The organism is Ascidiaceihabitans sp., assembly GCF_039986515.1.
Lineage (GTDB): Bacteria > Pseudomonadota > Alphaproteobacteria > Rhodobacterales > Rhodobacteraceae > Ascidiaceihabitans.
Window position 1 is genome coordinate 153,428 of the sequence record NZ_JBDWQO010000019.1, and the last position, 13,403, is coordinate 166,830.

A 13,403-nucleotide genomic window follows, 5' to 3' on the forward strand; every position below is an offset into this window, starting at 1 on the left:
CACGTGCACAAGACCATACTGTGCCGCTATGACACCTGATCAAATCATCCTGTTTTCGCTGTTCGGCGCGGTCTTTGGCCTTCTGCTGTGGGGGCGTTTTCGCTACGATATCGTGGCCTTTTCGGCCCTGATGGTCGGCGTGGTGCTGGGGGTCGTGCCGCAAAAAGATGCCTTTTCGGGCTTTGGCCATCCAGCCACGCTGGTGGTGGCGTTGGTGCTGGTCGTATCAGCGGGCCTCGTGCGGTCGGGTGCTGTTTTTTTGATCACCCGCACGCTGGTCGACGCAAGCCGGTCGCTTGGGGCCCACATCACTTTGATGGGCGCAATTGGTGGCGTGCTTTCCGCCTTTATGAACAATGTCGCGGCCTTGGCACTGTTGATGCCAGTCGACATCCAGACCGCACGCAAAGCAGGACGCAGTGCAGGTTTGTCGCTGATGCCGCTTAGCTTTGCCACCATCCTGGGCGGCATGGTCACTTTGATCGGCACCCCGCCCAATATCATCATCGCTGCCATCCGCGAAGAAAGCCTTGGCGCACCGTTCAAGATGTTTGACTTCGCGCCTGTCGGTGGTGTTGCGGCCATTGCCGGGCTTTTGTTTGTGGCACTGATTGGGTGGCGTTTGATCCCCGCGCGTGAAGACGATGGCGGCGGACCAGACGATCTAAGCCAATACATCGCAGAGCTGACCGTGCCTGCGGGCAACAAACACATCGGCAAACGCGTCGCAGAGCTGGATGAAGACGCCGAAAAGACCGACGTTGCCATCATTGGTTTGATCCGGGATGGCAAGCGCCGCTACGGTCAGGCCCGCAATACAAAAATTCAGGAAGGCGACGCCTTCGTTTTGGAAGCCACACCAGACGCATTAGACGAATTTCGCACAGCGCTGGATTTGGCATTGGCAGACGAGACACGCACGGAACGCTTAAATGCGGCCGGAGAAGGTGTTGAGATCATTGAAGTCGTGGTGATGGAAAACAGCCGCTTGGTGGGCCGAACGGCGCAAGCGGTCGGGCTGTCTTGGCGTCAAAGCTCTGTATTGATGGGCATTTCACGCGAAGGAAAACGCATATCCAAAGAGATCCGCAAAACTGAAATGCGGCCCGGAGACATTTTGCTTCTGCTGGTGCCACGCGACCGTGGACCGGATGTCACCGAATGGTTGGGGTGCTTGCCCTTGGCGGATCGCGGGTTGGCAGTGACTGAAAACAGCAAAGTCTGGCTGGCGATTGCCATGTTCGGCGGGGCCGTGATCGCCGCAAGCTTGGGGCTTATCTATCTGCCTGTCGCATTGGGCATGGTTGTGGTGGCTTACGTTTTGACGCGCATCGTGCCCTTGTCGGAACTTTACACGCATATCGAATGGCCCGTGGTTGTGCTTTTGGGGTCTATGATCCCGCTTGGGGCCGCCTTGGAAACATCAGGCGGCACCGAGCTGATTGCAGGTGCTTTGATAGGATGGACCCAAGGATTGCCTGCGTGGATGGTGCTGACCGTCTTGATGATTGTTACCATGACGTTGTCAGATGTGCTGAACAACACCGCGACAACCATTGTCGCCGCCCCTGTGGGCATTCAAATGGCCCAAACTCTGGGTGTTTCGCCGGATCCGTTTTTGATGGCTGTGGCTGTGGCTGCGTCATCGGCGTTCCTGACGCCCATCGGCCATAAGAACAACACGCTTATTCTGGGGCCGGGCGGCTACGGTTTCGGAGATTACTGGCGCATGGGGCTTCCGTTGGAAATCATAGTTGTAGCGGTCTCTATTCCTGCAATTCTGGTATTCTGGCCGCTCTGACGGGACGTTTTTCTTGCCAATCGGCAAGCACATTAGAATGTGTAGAAAAACCTGAAGGGCCTTCGATGGACATTCTTATCAACGTGGTTTTGCCACTGTCGCTTGCAATCATCATGCTATCCTTGGGGATCGGCCTGACGTTTGGCGATTTCGCAGGTGTTCTGACACGATTGCGGGCCTTCGGGGTCGGCGCTGTTGCACAAATCATCGCCCTTCCCGTTGTGGCCTATCTGGTGGTGATCGCATTCAAGCTACCCGGTGAGCTGGCGGTTGGGTTCATGCTGCTGTCTTTTTGCCCGGGCGGTGTGACCAGCAACATGATTACCAAACTGGCCAAAGGTGATGTGGCACTGTCAGTGTCCCTTACCGCCGTCATAAGCCTATTGGGGTTGCTGACTGTGCCCTTTCTGGCAGCATGGTCCGTTGTGCATTTCATGGGCGAGAACGCACCGCAAATTGACATTGCCACACTGGCAATCGCGGTCTTTTTGATCACCACTTTGCCCGTATTGATTGGTGTGACAGTCAGACACTTTGCAACAGGGTTTGCGCAGCGCATCGAACCAGTTTTGTCGGTGCTGGCCACGGTTTTGTTTGTTGTTATCGTTTTGGCCGCGATTGCTGGCAATTGGGCGCTGTTGATCGACAATCTAAGCACCCTTGGTCCGGCCCTGATTGTGATGAACATCGGCCTGATGCTGCTTGGGCTTGGTTTGGCCCGCGCATCCGGTCTGACATGGAATGAAATGAAAACTGTTTCGATCGAAACTGGTGTACAGAACGCGACGCTGGGTATTGCCTTGGCTGCGATCATTTCTGGGCAATCAGAAGGCTTTTCAACCATGGCCCTACCATCAGCCGTCTATGGTATATTGATGTACTTTGTCGCGGCCCCCTTTGTGGCCTGGTACCGCAAAAGATAAGGATTTCCATTATGGATCAAGCAGATGCAATCGTCGTAGGCGCGGGCCTATCCGGGTTGGCCGCGGCCGCAGAGCTGGGCGACCGCGGGAAATCAGTGATTGTTCTTGACCAAGAACCTCGCCATTTTCTGGGCGGCCAAGCCTTCTGGTCCTTGGGTGGTTTGTTTATGATCGACACCCCGGAGCAACGCCGCATGGGTATCAAAGACAGCCCTGAACTTGCCTATAACGACTGGATGGGATCGGCCCAGTTTGACCGCCCTGAAGATGCGATGCCACGCAAATGGTCTGAAGCTTATCTGGAATTTGCAGCAGGCGACATGCGCCAATGGCTTTACGATATGGGCAACCGATGGTTTCCAATTGTGGGCTGGGCCGAACGCGGCGGGTCCTATGCCGACAACCACGGCAATTCGGTGCCCCGTTTTCACATCACTTGGGGGACGGGCGAAGGTATTATCGAACACTTTGTCAGACGCTGCCTGGAACACGAAAAAGCCGGACGAATTACATTCAAATTCCGCCATCAGGTGGACAGGATCGACATGGAAAATGGTGCGGCCAAAGGCGTTTGTGGCACTGTGTTGGCCGAGGATTCTGTTCAACGCGGCGCGCCCACAAATCGCGATCCTATAGGCGATTTTTCCCTGCAATCCCCATCTGTTATCGTGACATCCGGAGGCATTGGTGGAAACTTCGAGATGGTGCGCAAAGTCTGGCCAACCGACCGTTTAGGACCCGCGCCGAAACAGATGATCGCGGGGGTGCCTGCGCATGTGGACGGGCGTATGATCGGGATCTCTGAGGCCGCCGGTGGGGACGTGATCAACGGCGACCGAATGTGGCATTACACGGAAGGCGTTAAAAACTGGAACCCCATCTGGCCATCACATGGCATCCGCATCCTGCCAGGCCCATCTTCTATGTGGTTTGATGCCACTGGCAATCGATTTGCGCCGCCAAATTTACCCGGTTTCGACAGCATGACATCGCTTAGGGAAATACTGTCGACGGGTCATGACTACAGCTGGTTTATCCTGACCCAAAAGATCATCGAAAAGGAATTCGCCTTGTCGGGATCGGAACAAAACCCCGATCTGACCTCCAAAAGCTGGCTGGAAGTGATCAAGGCCCGCCTTCTGTCTGGAAAAGGGGCGCCAAAACCCGTCGAAGCGTTCAAAGACAAAGGCGAAGATTTCGTTGTTGCACAAACACTTGAGGACCTTGCCCGTGGTATGAACCAAGTCGCGGGTGGTGATCTGATAGATGCCGACCATCTGCGCCGCCAGATCAGCGCCCGCGATTTGCAGGTCGACAATCCCTTCACAAAAGACGCGCAACTGATGGCCATTCATGCTGCACGGAATTATCGCGGCGACAGGTTGGTGCGTGTCGCAAAACCGCACAAAATTCTCGACCCAAGCAACGGACCATTGATCGCTGTGAAGCTCAACATTTTGACCCGCAAAACGCTTGGTGGTCTGCACACCGATCTGGAAAGCCGCATGATCGGTGCCAACGGGGAAATCGTGCCCGGCCTGTTTGCGGCAGGCGAAGTTGCGGGGTTTGGCGGCGGGGGGTATCACGGGTACAACGCGCTCGAGGGAACGTTCTTGGGGGGCTGCATCTTTTCTGGACGCGCTGCGGGACGGTCGAAATCTATTGCCTAAGCGCTTTGAACAACTGTGAAGGAAAAGGTACGAATCTTGTAACCTGCGGCGGTCCACGTGGACCCCAATCTTGGTAGGTTTATGGCTGCTAACCAAATTCTGCTCACCTTAACTATTTGTTTACGCATTGCGTAAGGTGAGGCGAACACGCCTTTGATCTTTTGATCTGAATCGTCTTATCCACAGCTTCGCCCGCCAACGTCCCTGCAGGTTTTCGTATAACGTTACATGGCGTGTGTGACCCAAGTGCCAAAATGTGTGGATCAGATAAGCGTTTTACTGAGAATAAAGTGGCCAGATAAACGGAATGACCGCAGAAGCCAAAAGACCGATGCTTAGATTCAACGGAATCCCGACTTTCATGAAATCCGAAAACGTATAGCCACCCGGACCATAAACAAGCATGTTGGTCTGATACCCGATAGGTGTCGCAAAGCTGGCAGAGGCCGCAACCATCACCGCCACAACAAGGGGTCTGGGGTCGATCCCCATGGCCCCGGCCAATCCGATTGCTATGGGCGTGACCACAACCGCCACCGCATTGTTGCTGACCATTTCGGTTAACACGGAGGTCAAAAGGTAAATGGCCCAGACAATCAGAAACGGTGGCAGAACGCTTAAACCCGGGGCAATAAACCCGACAATCAAAGCAACCGCACCCGATGCTTCCAATGCAGCACCAATTGCCAACATCGAGAAGATCAGCGCCAGAAGGCGCCCGTCAACAAATCCAAATGCCTCGTCTGCATCGATACATCTGGTGATCAGAACAAGGGCAACGGCCAGCACCGAAAGCAGAAAAATCGGGGCTATTCCAAGCGCCGCCAGCAAAACAATCCCCGTCAAAGCGACAATAACGACGGGCGCGTGGCTGCGTCGAAACGCACGGGCGGATGGCTTGGAAACATCCACCATATCCATTTCAGAACTGAGGCGCTGAATATCGGACGGGGCCCCTTCTAGCAAAAGTGTGTCGCCAATTTTCACAATCAAATCATCAAGTTGGCGTCCAATATTTTGATTTCGGCGATGTACTGCCAAAGGATAGACACCGAACCGCCGACGCAATCGCAAAGCCCCCAATGATCGTCCGACCATCTTACATCCTGGCGTGATCAGCACCTCTACGGTGGTGGTTTCAACCGCCGAAACCTGATCCACACGTTTGAGTTCCTTGTTGCGTTGCAAGCTCAGCAGTTCGGTGATTTGCGTGCGCAAAACCACCCTGTCGCCCACCGCCAATTCAACGCCTTGCAGATTGCGCCGTAACGACACATCGCCGCGAATAACATCGATCAACCGCACGCCATCGCGTTTGAACAATTGCACGCCAGTGACTTCACGTCCGACCAAGTTGGATTCCGGTGGGATAACCGCCTCTGTGAAGAACTTCATACGGCTTCGATCCGACAAAAGGTCAGCCATGCTTTCGCGGTCAGGCAGCAACTTCGGCGCAACAAAACGCAAGTAAATCATCCCCCATATGACCAAAATGATACCCAGCGGCGTCACTTCAAAGATGGAAAAGGCTGCTAGTCCGTTGGCGCGTGCAACGCCGTCCACCAGCAAATTCGTGGAGGTCCCGATCAAGGTCAAAGTGCCGCCCAAAATCGCGGCATAACTAAGCGGTATCAATAGCTTAGATGCCGTAATACCCATCGTTTTCGCAAGCTGGATAAACACCGGAATCATAACAACAACAACGGGTGTGTTTGACACAATCGCAGAACTGAGCACTACAAACGCCATCAGCAACACAATGGCCAACGCCGGGTTGGTGCGCGCTTGTTTGTCGGCAATTGCGGTGAATGCGTCCAAAGCGCCGGTGCGCACCAATGCCCCCATGATGATGAACATCGCGGCGATGGTCCAAGGCGCAGGGTTGGACAAGACTGTCAGGGCGCGGTCATACGGCAAAACGCCCAACCCCAGCAGCGCGGCTGCTCCGGTGATGGCAACGACCTCCGTGGGGAAGGTTTCGCGTAAAAAGAGTACAAACATGACAATCACAACGGTTAACGTGACCACTGCGCTGCCGGTTTGGGAAAGGTTGAGAAAGCCCATGGTATCTGCCCGCTGTAAGGGAGTGCTTTATGTGTGAGTGTCTTTGATTGTGTCAGCCTGTGCAAGCGGCGTTCGCGGTCTTGGTTGGACAAGGTACATCGCACCGATCATCAATGCCAATGCCATCCAGATTTGCGGCGCATATGCTTCGTCCAGCAGAATTTTAGACCAGAACACCCCACACAACGTCACCAGATAGCTCACTTGCACTGCAAAGACTGCGCCCGTCTTGCCAACCAGCCAAACATACCCTGTGTATACCAGAACATGCACGACTGAGCCCGCGACATGTGCTGCATCGGGCACACCGTAGGGCGGCAACGGGTTGATCCATTGTCCGCTCAAAAGTGCGATAGGCAATGTGATCACACACCCCACCAAGGACGCCCCGAACAGAACCTGAATGGGGTCCAGTCCCGCAGTGCCCCATCTGGCAACAAAATTGCCCTCAAACGCATAGAACATGCCGGCAATCAAACCAACAAACACCCAAACAACGGATGGAATGCCAAGCCTGCCTGCCCCCGGCAATACGATCAGCATAACAGCGCAAAGCCCCGTCAACAGCCCCGCAAACCGGCGGACATCAAACCTGTCGTTGCCCAAGGCCAACGCGATGGGAAAGGCAAAGATCGGGATCATCGACAGCAAAATGGACAACAGGCCACCCGGCAAATGCACCGCGGCCTGAAAGCTTGCGGTGTTGGGCAGCACCGTACCAATCAGCGCGATAATGACATACACCCGAATTTGGGCCCGTCCCATGGGTAACGATTTGCGCCGCACTGAATTGATTATAAACATCAAAACCGTTCCAATAGCGACTTGCCAAAAGATCAGGCCGAAATGTTTATACCCTTCGCTGACTGCTATTTTGGTCATTGGAATCGTGAACGACCAACCCATGCCCAAAAGCACTAGAAACAGACTATATCCCAGTTTTTCACGACCCGACAAACTGTCCGTCATGGTCCGCATTGCTGCAAACGACCACCCTGACGCACCATTTCGATGCGTGTGGCTTTGCCCGTTTGGTCATCGGTCTCGATGTAGACCCCCGACAATGTTGCTTCTCCGGTCGCGGGGGTGAAGCGGTCTTTGGGCATGCCAGTGATAAATCGGCGCAGGGGTTCATGTTTTTCCATGCCAATCACGGAATTATAATCACCACACATGCCAGCATCGCTTAGATGTGCAGTCCCGCCTGGCAAAATCATCGCGTCGGCTGTGGGCACATGGGTGTGTGTGCCAACCACAAGGCTGGCGCGTCCGTCACACCAATGCCCCATCGCCATTTTTTCTGACGTGGCTTCACAGTGGAAATCCACAACGATTGCATCAGCTTGTCCGCCAAGAGGATGCGTCTTGAACACAGGTTCAACCGCCGAGAAAGGGTCATCAAAGGGCCGCTTCATAAAGACCTGCCCCAAAGCTTGCATAACCAGAACCTTGCGCCCGTTTTTTGTGGTAAAAAGCCGTGATCCTTTGCCCGGAGACGCCTTTGAAAAATTCAAAGGCCGGATTACACGCGGTTCGTGTTCGATGAATTGCATCATATCTTTTTGGTCAAAAGCATGATCCCCAAGCGTCACGCAATCCGCGCCAGCATCCAACAGCACTTTGGCGTGCGCACCTGACAACCCCATACCAGACGTGGCATTTTCACCGTTCACAACGACAAAGTCCAATGCCCAAGTCTCGCGCAATCGGGGTAGATTTTCGGTGATCGCCCGACGCCCCGCGCGGCCCATCACATCGCCTAAGAACAATATTTTCATAACTCAACGCCTAGGCCGCGCCAGTCGCAGGAGCAAGAGGCGCGGCCATTATTTTTAGCGCTCCGCATCGAAAAACCGGGTGTTGGAACTTGCGGGACAAACCAATCGTGAATTGCGTGGTTTTCGTATCGGCCCCTTGCACATTGCCATTGAAGGTCTTGTTGACGTCATTCCAGGTGTAGTGCACGGCCTCGATCTTGGTAGACCAGTCATCGCGCAGGGCAAATTCTGCGCCAACGCCGATCGACCCTGACACATAGATGTCGGTGCCAAGGTTTGTATCAGGTTCCGCACCGGCATCCGTGAACCCAGCCCGACCAAGCCGTAGAAAAAGGCGCGATCCGTCGCATATCCAAGTCGCATCCTTGGATTAAGCAAGAACGACCCGCGAAAACTTGATGTGCCCAACGCCGCATCCGACCGGCTGTCCGACGCATTAATTCCCGTCAAAGCGATCTCTGGGCCCCAAACGAAACCATTGGCGCGTGCAAAGTTGTAGCCCGCATAAAGGCCCAGCGACGCACCGTTGTTAGAATAGCGATGCGTCGCATTGCTGGCCACGTCTGACGATGTGTCCACGGCGTCAAGACTGAGGCCCGCGTAAAACCCCGCCCACCGATCTTGTGCCTGTGCCTCGGCCCCAAGCCCTAAAATGATGGCAGATGTCAAAATCAACTCTCGATACAGCATGTGTTTCCTCATATGTTTGATTCACGATGCGCAATAACCGCAACAGTTGCATTAATTATTGTTTTACGATAATTAATGCAACTGATGATTTTATGTGGAGCAAACTCATGCTAACTGATCATTCTATGTCCGACCCTGTGATGGGAAAAATTCAGCGCACTGCAACCATCGGCATCTGGCTTAGCACTGGTGCTGTTGCGGTTGCTTTGACGGTGATCTTCTATTTTCTGGCTACGGCTTTTAGCGATTCTGACATGTTGGCGCGTGAACTCAGTGCACAGCTGGACCTTGATCCTGCCTTGACCCAATTGCCCACATCCCATGCCGTACTTGCAGCCGCATTGTGGTTGGTGATGGATGTGATTGGCGTCATTTTGTTGATGACTGTCCGTCAGCTGTTTGTTGGCATCAAAACCATCGGTATTTTCACACCGCAGTCTGCCCTTCAGTTGCGACGCATTGGCTGGATGCTGTTTGCGCTTGGTCCCGTCAGCATCATTCTGAACGCCCTGACCGGCACGCTGATGCAATACTGGGCGAACCCGAACAGCTTAAGCATTGAAATCGCTTTGGAAGACACGGATGTCTATGCCATCGTGATCGGTCTGGTCATTGTCGCTGTGGCCCATATTATGGTCAGCGCCGCGCAATTGTCGGAAGACCACAAAGCGATTGTTTAGGCACGGGGTGCGAAGGGAAAACCATGGCAATAATCGTCACCTTGGATGTGATGCTGGCGCGGCGCAAAATGCGGTCCAAAGAGCTGGCTGAAATCGTAGGCATCACAGAACAGAATGTCAGCCTCTTGAAGTCTGGCAAGGTCAAAGGGGTGCGCTTTGAAACTCTGGACAAGATTTGCCATGCCCTGGATTGCACGCCTGCAGATATCCTTGATTTCGATCCCGAAGGATAACCGGCATGGCACAGGACAACAAAAACGCACCCCCGCCCTTTTTGGCAGAGCTATCCGCGCAGGATGCCTTTGCACATCTCAAGGCCAACGCCCATGCCCGCTGGCCCGATCGCCATGACAGCGAAAACCGTGTCGAGCCGTTCTGCACACCCCATTTCAACGCGCCCTTCACACTACAGACGGGCGCAAGTGTCTTTACAATAGGGTCCTGTTTTGCCCGAAATGTGGAAAAAAGTCTGATCAATCTGGGCTTTGATCTGCCAGCCCGCCGCGCCATCGGACCGGGCATGCAAAACAATGTGCTAAACACTTTCACAGCAGCTTCGATGTTGAACGAGGTCACTTGGGCGTTGAACCCCGACACCCCCTTTGACCCCGATCGTCACCTGTACGACGTTGGTCAGGGCAAGGTTGTCGATTTGCATCTGGGCCGACACTGGGCTCTGCCCACAGACAAAGCCACCGCTGTCGCGCGCCGCACCCAGATCAAACAGGCGTACAGTGCCTTGGCAGATTGTAAGTTGCTGGTTTTGACAATGGGTCTGGTTGAGGCGTGGTATGACGCGGAACTGGGCATCTATCTGAATTCTCCCCCCCTCAAGCGCATGATACAGACGGATCCCGACCGTTTTCGCCTGCGGGTCATGCGCCATTCGGATGTTGCAGCCTTGATGGCGCAACTGATTGACACCGCCAATGCCCACAACCGCGTAGGCGGCTTGAATTGCATTTTGACCGTGTCGCCGGTGCCTCTGGTTTCTACATTTCGCCCTGACACAGACGTCATCGTGGCCAACGCCTATTCCAAAGCAACACTGCGTTCAGCTGCGGAAGAAATCGCGTACAGCTATGAAAACGTGTCTTATTTCCCCAGCTTTGAATCCATCACCCTAAGTGATCGCCACGAAACCTGGGAAGACGATCAGGTGCATGTGCGTCAGGGGCTCGTCGATTTGAACGTGGCACGTATGGTTGCGAAATATGTGGACACCGCGGACGATCAGGCCGAAGACCCCGACGTGCTGACCCAATTGGCCGCCAACGAGGTCACGGCAAAGCGGTTCGACGCAGCGCTTGAACTGGCCGACCGCGCATTGACCGCGTCACCAGAATTGGAGCGTGCGGTCTTGGTCAAGGCGCGGGCTTTGGCGGGTCAGGGTGAGGTAACGCAAGCCTTCGATTTTTTGACCCATAAGTTCACAAACGAAAGTGGCGACCTGTCCCTTGAAACAACGTCTGTTGATGTTCAGGTGTTTGCCGCACGCCTGATGCTGCGTCTGAAACGCTTTGACGCGGCGCAAGCCATTGCATCCCAGCTTCTGGATCAAAGCCCCAAACATATGCCCGCCCTGATTGCTTTGGGGGATGCTCACATGGGACAGCGCGATTTTGCAGCTGCTGAGCGCGTTTTCATGCAGTGTTTGGACATGTCTAAACGTCAGGCTCAGCCCTATTTCAAAATGGCGCAGCTTGAACGTGCACGTGGCCAGACCGATGCCGCGTTACGCTTTGTTGATATGGCTTTAAAGATGAATCCGACCCACGCAGGGTTCGAGGCATTCAAAACACGGCTTACGTCAAGCTGATCACGCCGTTTTCGGTCACAATCATGTCCAACGGTTGATCCGTCGTTTCAAGAGGCAGACTGTCTGCCTGTTGCGCTGCAAACGCAAAGCCGATGGCCAAAGTCGCACGTTTGCCGCGCAACAGCTCTAGGGTGCGATCATAAAACCCACCGCCGTACCCCAGTCGCCCACCCTGTGCGTCAAACGCCACCAAGGGGACAATCACGATTTCCGGTTCAAAAAAGTCGTCAACTTCGGGGATTTGCGCCCCGAAAGGGCCGGCTTTCATCGCACCATCTGGCTGCCATTTGGAAAACTGCAACGGTAGCCCCGCAGCCTGTATGACGGGAACGCCAACAGGTCCATAAGCTGCGGCTTCAGCCATAGCCGACAGCGGATTTATTTCGGTTCGGATCGGCATATAGCCTGACAACGGCACACCGCGATAGCCCGCCAAAATCTCTGAAAGATAGCCCCCTGCACCGCCGCTGTTGGCGTCAAACGCCGCCTTGCGCCGGGCAAATCCTTCCTTGCGGGCCTGTGCCTTGATCGCTGTTAGATCCATCATAACAACACCATAGCAGCCAGTCCGAGAAATGCGAAAAAGCCAACAACATCTGTAACCGTGGTCACAAATGCGCCAGAGGCCAACGCGGGATCAACGCCAACACGTTCCAAAATCACCGGAATAACGGTGCCTGCAAGGCCCGCCACCACCATATTCACAACCATGGCTGCCGCAATGACATAGCCCAATGCGGGCGACCCGAACCAAACGACCCCAACGATACCCATAACAACCGCAAAAATCAGCCCGTTGACCAAGCCCACCATGACTTCACGCCGGATCACGCGCCACACGTTTGCGCCGGTCAGGTCTTTGGTGGCGATGGCACGTACAGCCACGGTTAACGATTGCGTTCCCGCGTTACCCCCCATAGAGGCAACGATCGGCATCAGAACAGCCAAGGCCACGATTTGGGTGATGGCGGCTTCAAACTGCGCAATCACCATGGAGGCCGCGATGGAGGTGGCCAGATTAACCGCCAACCACGGCATACGACGCTTGGTGGTGTCGATGACACGATCCGACAAAGACCCTTCGCCAACACCGGCCAGCCGCAAAATGTCTTCTTCATGTTCTTCGTCCAGCACAGCCATCGCATCGTCGATGGTGATGATGCCGATCAACCGTCCCTCGCTGTCCACGACAGGCGCTGAAATCAAGTGGTACTGGTTGAACGCATAGGCCACGTCGCCTTCGTCCTGATCCACAGGAATGACCTGAAAGACGTCCTCGATTATGTCCGTCAGCTTGACCTCACGGCGCGACCGCATCAACTTGCCAAGGGTCACATTGCCAACAGGGTGCAGGCGCGGGTCCACGACGACGATGTGATAGAACTGGTCGGGCAGATCGTCTTCTTTTGCATTGCGCAAATGGTCAATGGCTTCGCCCACATTCCAGTGTTCAGGCGCCATGACGACTTCGCGTTGCATCAAACGTCCGGCCGAGAATTCAGGATAGCTTAAGGACTGTTCAACCGCAGCGCGGTCTACGTCTTCCAGCGCATCGAGAATCACTTCTTGTTGCGGCTCGTCCAGATCTTCGACCAAATCGACAACGTCATCGCTGTCGAGATCACGCACAGCTTCGGCCAAGACCTGCGGCGTCAAGACCGCAATCACTTCTTCGCGGATGCTGTCGTCAAGCTCTGACAGTATTTCACCGTCGAAATCGCGGTCATAAAGCCGGATCAGACGCGATCGGTCGAACGCATTGATCTGTTCCAGAAGGTCGGCGATGTCGGCTGCGTGCAGCGGGTCCATCAGCTGTGTCAGCTTGGTCTTGTCTTCGATTTCGACCGCATACAGGATGGCGCTGATATCTTTACGATCCAGCGTATACGCCCCATCATCGCGCGGCTCTGAAGGGCTTTGATTGACATCATCCATAGACATATGGCGGACCATAGGGGGGGCGCTGTGCAGAGACAAT

12 protein-coding genes are annotated in these 13,403 nt (G+C 54.6%); 6 read left to right on the forward strand and 6 right to left on the reverse strand.

The window, feature by feature from the left end:
* Positions 1-28: 28 nt before the first annotated feature.
* The 3 genes from ABJL60_RS19630 (at position 29) to ABJL60_RS19640 (ending at position 4,394) form a co-directional block, all read left to right on the forward strand.
* Positions 29-1,801 carry an SLC13 family permease gene (locus tag ABJL60_RS19630; RefSeq protein ID WP_348374069.1) on the forward strand — a complete coding sequence of 591 codons (1,773 nt, stop codon included), beginning with the start codon at positions 29-31 and terminating at the stop codon, positions 1,799-1,801.
* A gap of 65 nt (positions 1,802-1,866) precedes the next feature.
* Entirely contained in the window at positions 1,867-2,724 is an 858-nt protein-coding gene (locus ABJL60_RS19635; protein WP_348374070.1) for a bile acid:sodium symporter family protein, read from the forward strand.
* 11 nt (positions 2,725-2,735) lie between these two features.
* A complete protein-coding gene (locus ABJL60_RS19640; RefSeq protein WP_348374071.1) occupies positions 2,736-4,394 on the forward strand; it encodes an FAD-binding dehydrogenase in 1,659 nt (552 codons plus the stop codon).
* 276 nt (positions 4,395-4,670) lie between these two features.
* On the opposite strand, the gene ABJL60_RS19645 is transcribed toward ABJL60_RS19640, so the two are convergent.
* The 4 genes from ABJL60_RS19645 to ABJL60_RS19660 are packed head-to-tail and all read right to left on the reverse strand — an operon-like array spanning position 4,671 to position 8,926.
* Positions 4,671-6,458 (reverse strand): SLC13 family permease, encoded by a 1,788-nt coding sequence (locus ABJL60_RS19645; RefSeq protein ID WP_348374072.1) that lies wholly within the window; start codon positions 6,456-6,458, stop codon positions 4,671-4,673.
* A 27-nt stretch (positions 6,459-6,485) separates the two neighbouring features.
* Positions 6,486-7,427, reverse strand: coding sequence for a DMT family transporter (locus ABJL60_RS19650; RefSeq protein WP_348374073.1), 942 nt, complete (start codon positions 7,425-7,427; stop codon positions 6,486-6,488).
* Complete coding sequence (locus ABJL60_RS19655) at positions 7,424-8,236, reverse strand: TIGR00282 family metallophosphoesterase (RefSeq protein ID WP_348374074.1); 813 nt, start codon at positions 8,234-8,236, stop codon at positions 7,424-7,426. Before ABJL60_RS19655 ends, ABJL60_RS19650 begins: the two co-directional genes overlap by 4 nt.
* Before the next feature lie 54 nt (positions 8,237-8,290).
* Positions 8,291-8,926 (reverse strand): outer membrane beta-barrel protein, encoded by a 636-nt coding sequence (locus tag ABJL60_RS19660; protein ID WP_348431215.1) that lies wholly within the window; start codon positions 8,924-8,926, stop codon positions 8,291-8,293.
* Positions 8,927-9,033: 107 nt separating this feature from the next.
* Between ABJL60_RS19660 and ABJL60_RS19665 the strand changes: the two genes are divergently transcribed.
* Genes ABJL60_RS19665 through ABJL60_RS19675 form a run of 3 tightly spaced genes read left to right on the forward strand, consistent with a single transcriptional unit; the run spans position 9,034 to position 11,425 of the window.
* Positions 9,034-9,606, forward strand: coding sequence for a DUF2975 domain-containing protein (locus ABJL60_RS19665; RefSeq protein ID WP_348374076.1), 573 nt, complete (start codon positions 9,034-9,036; stop codon positions 9,604-9,606).
* Between the two features lie 23 nt (positions 9,607-9,629).
* On the forward strand, positions 9,630-9,839 hold the full coding sequence (locus ABJL60_RS19670) for a helix-turn-helix transcriptional regulator (RefSeq protein ID WP_348374077.1): 210 nt from the start codon (positions 9,630-9,632) through the stop codon (positions 9,837-9,839).
* Between the two features lie 5 nt (positions 9,840-9,844).
* Positions 9,845-11,425, forward strand: coding sequence for a GSCFA domain-containing protein (locus tag ABJL60_RS19675; protein ID WP_348374078.1), 1,581 nt, complete (start codon positions 9,845-9,847; stop codon positions 11,423-11,425).
* On the opposite strand, the gene ABJL60_RS19680 is transcribed toward ABJL60_RS19675, so the two are convergent.
* Entirely contained in the window at positions 11,412-11,972 is a 561-nt protein-coding gene (locus ABJL60_RS19680) for a 5-formyltetrahydrofolate cyclo-ligase (protein ID WP_348374079.1), read from the reverse strand. The genes ABJL60_RS19675 and ABJL60_RS19680 overlap by 14 nt on opposite strands.
* Positions 11,969-13,366, reverse strand: a complete 1,398-nt coding sequence (gene mgtE, locus ABJL60_RS19685) for a magnesium transporter (RefSeq protein ID WP_348374080.1) — start codon at positions 13,364-13,366, stop codon at positions 11,969-11,971. Before mgtE ends, ABJL60_RS19680 begins: the two co-directional genes overlap by 4 nt.
* Between the last annotated feature and the right edge of the window lie 37 nt (positions 13,367-13,403).

Bases quoted from the DNA above. Each gene is read 5' to 3' on its own strand.
- ABJL60_RS19650 (WP_348374073.1), bottom strand. From the start codon at position 7,427: ATGACGGACAGTTTGTCGGGTCGTGAAAAACTGGGATATAGTCTGTTT.
- ABJL60_RS19660 (WP_348431215.1), bottom strand. From the start codon at position 8,926: ATGCTGTATCGAGAGTTGATTTTGACATCTGCCATCATTTTAGGGCTT.
- ABJL60_RS19665 (WP_348374076.1), top strand. From the start codon at position 9,034: ATGCTAACTGATCATTCTATGTCCGACCCTGTGATGGGAAAAATTCAG.
- ABJL60_RS19655 (WP_348374074.1), bottom strand. From the start codon at position 8,236: ATGAAAATATTGTTCTTAGGCGATGTGATGGGCCGCGCGGGGCGTCGG.
- ABJL60_RS19630 (WP_348374069.1), top strand. From the start codon at position 29: ATGACACCTGATCAAATCATCCTGTTTTCGCTGTTCGGCGCGGTCTTT.
- ABJL60_RS19640 (WP_348374071.1), top strand. From the start codon at position 2,736: ATGGATCAAGCAGATGCAATCGTCGTAGGCGCGGGCCTATCCGGGTTG.
- ABJL60_RS19670 (WP_348374077.1), top strand. From the start codon at position 9,630: ATGGCAATAATCGTCACCTTGGATGTGATGCTGGCGCGGCGCAAAATG.
- ABJL60_RS19635 (WP_348374070.1), top strand. From the start codon at position 1,867: ATGGACATTCTTATCAACGTGGTTTTGCCACTGTCGCTTGCAATCATC.
- mgtE (WP_348374080.1), bottom strand. From the start codon at position 13,366: ATGTCTATGGATGATGTCAATCAAAGCCCTTCAGAGCCGCGCGATGAT.
- ABJL60_RS19645 (WP_348374072.1), bottom strand. From the start codon at position 6,458: ATGGGCTTTCTCAACCTTTCCCAAACCGGCAGCGCAGTGGTCACGTTA.
- ABJL60_RS19680 (WP_348374079.1), bottom strand. From the start codon at position 11,972: ATGATGGATCTAACAGCGATCAAGGCACAGGCCCGCAAGGAAGGATTT.
- ABJL60_RS19675 (WP_348374078.1), top strand. From the start codon at position 9,845: ATGGCACAGGACAACAAAAACGCACCCCCGCCCTTTTTGGCAGAGCTA.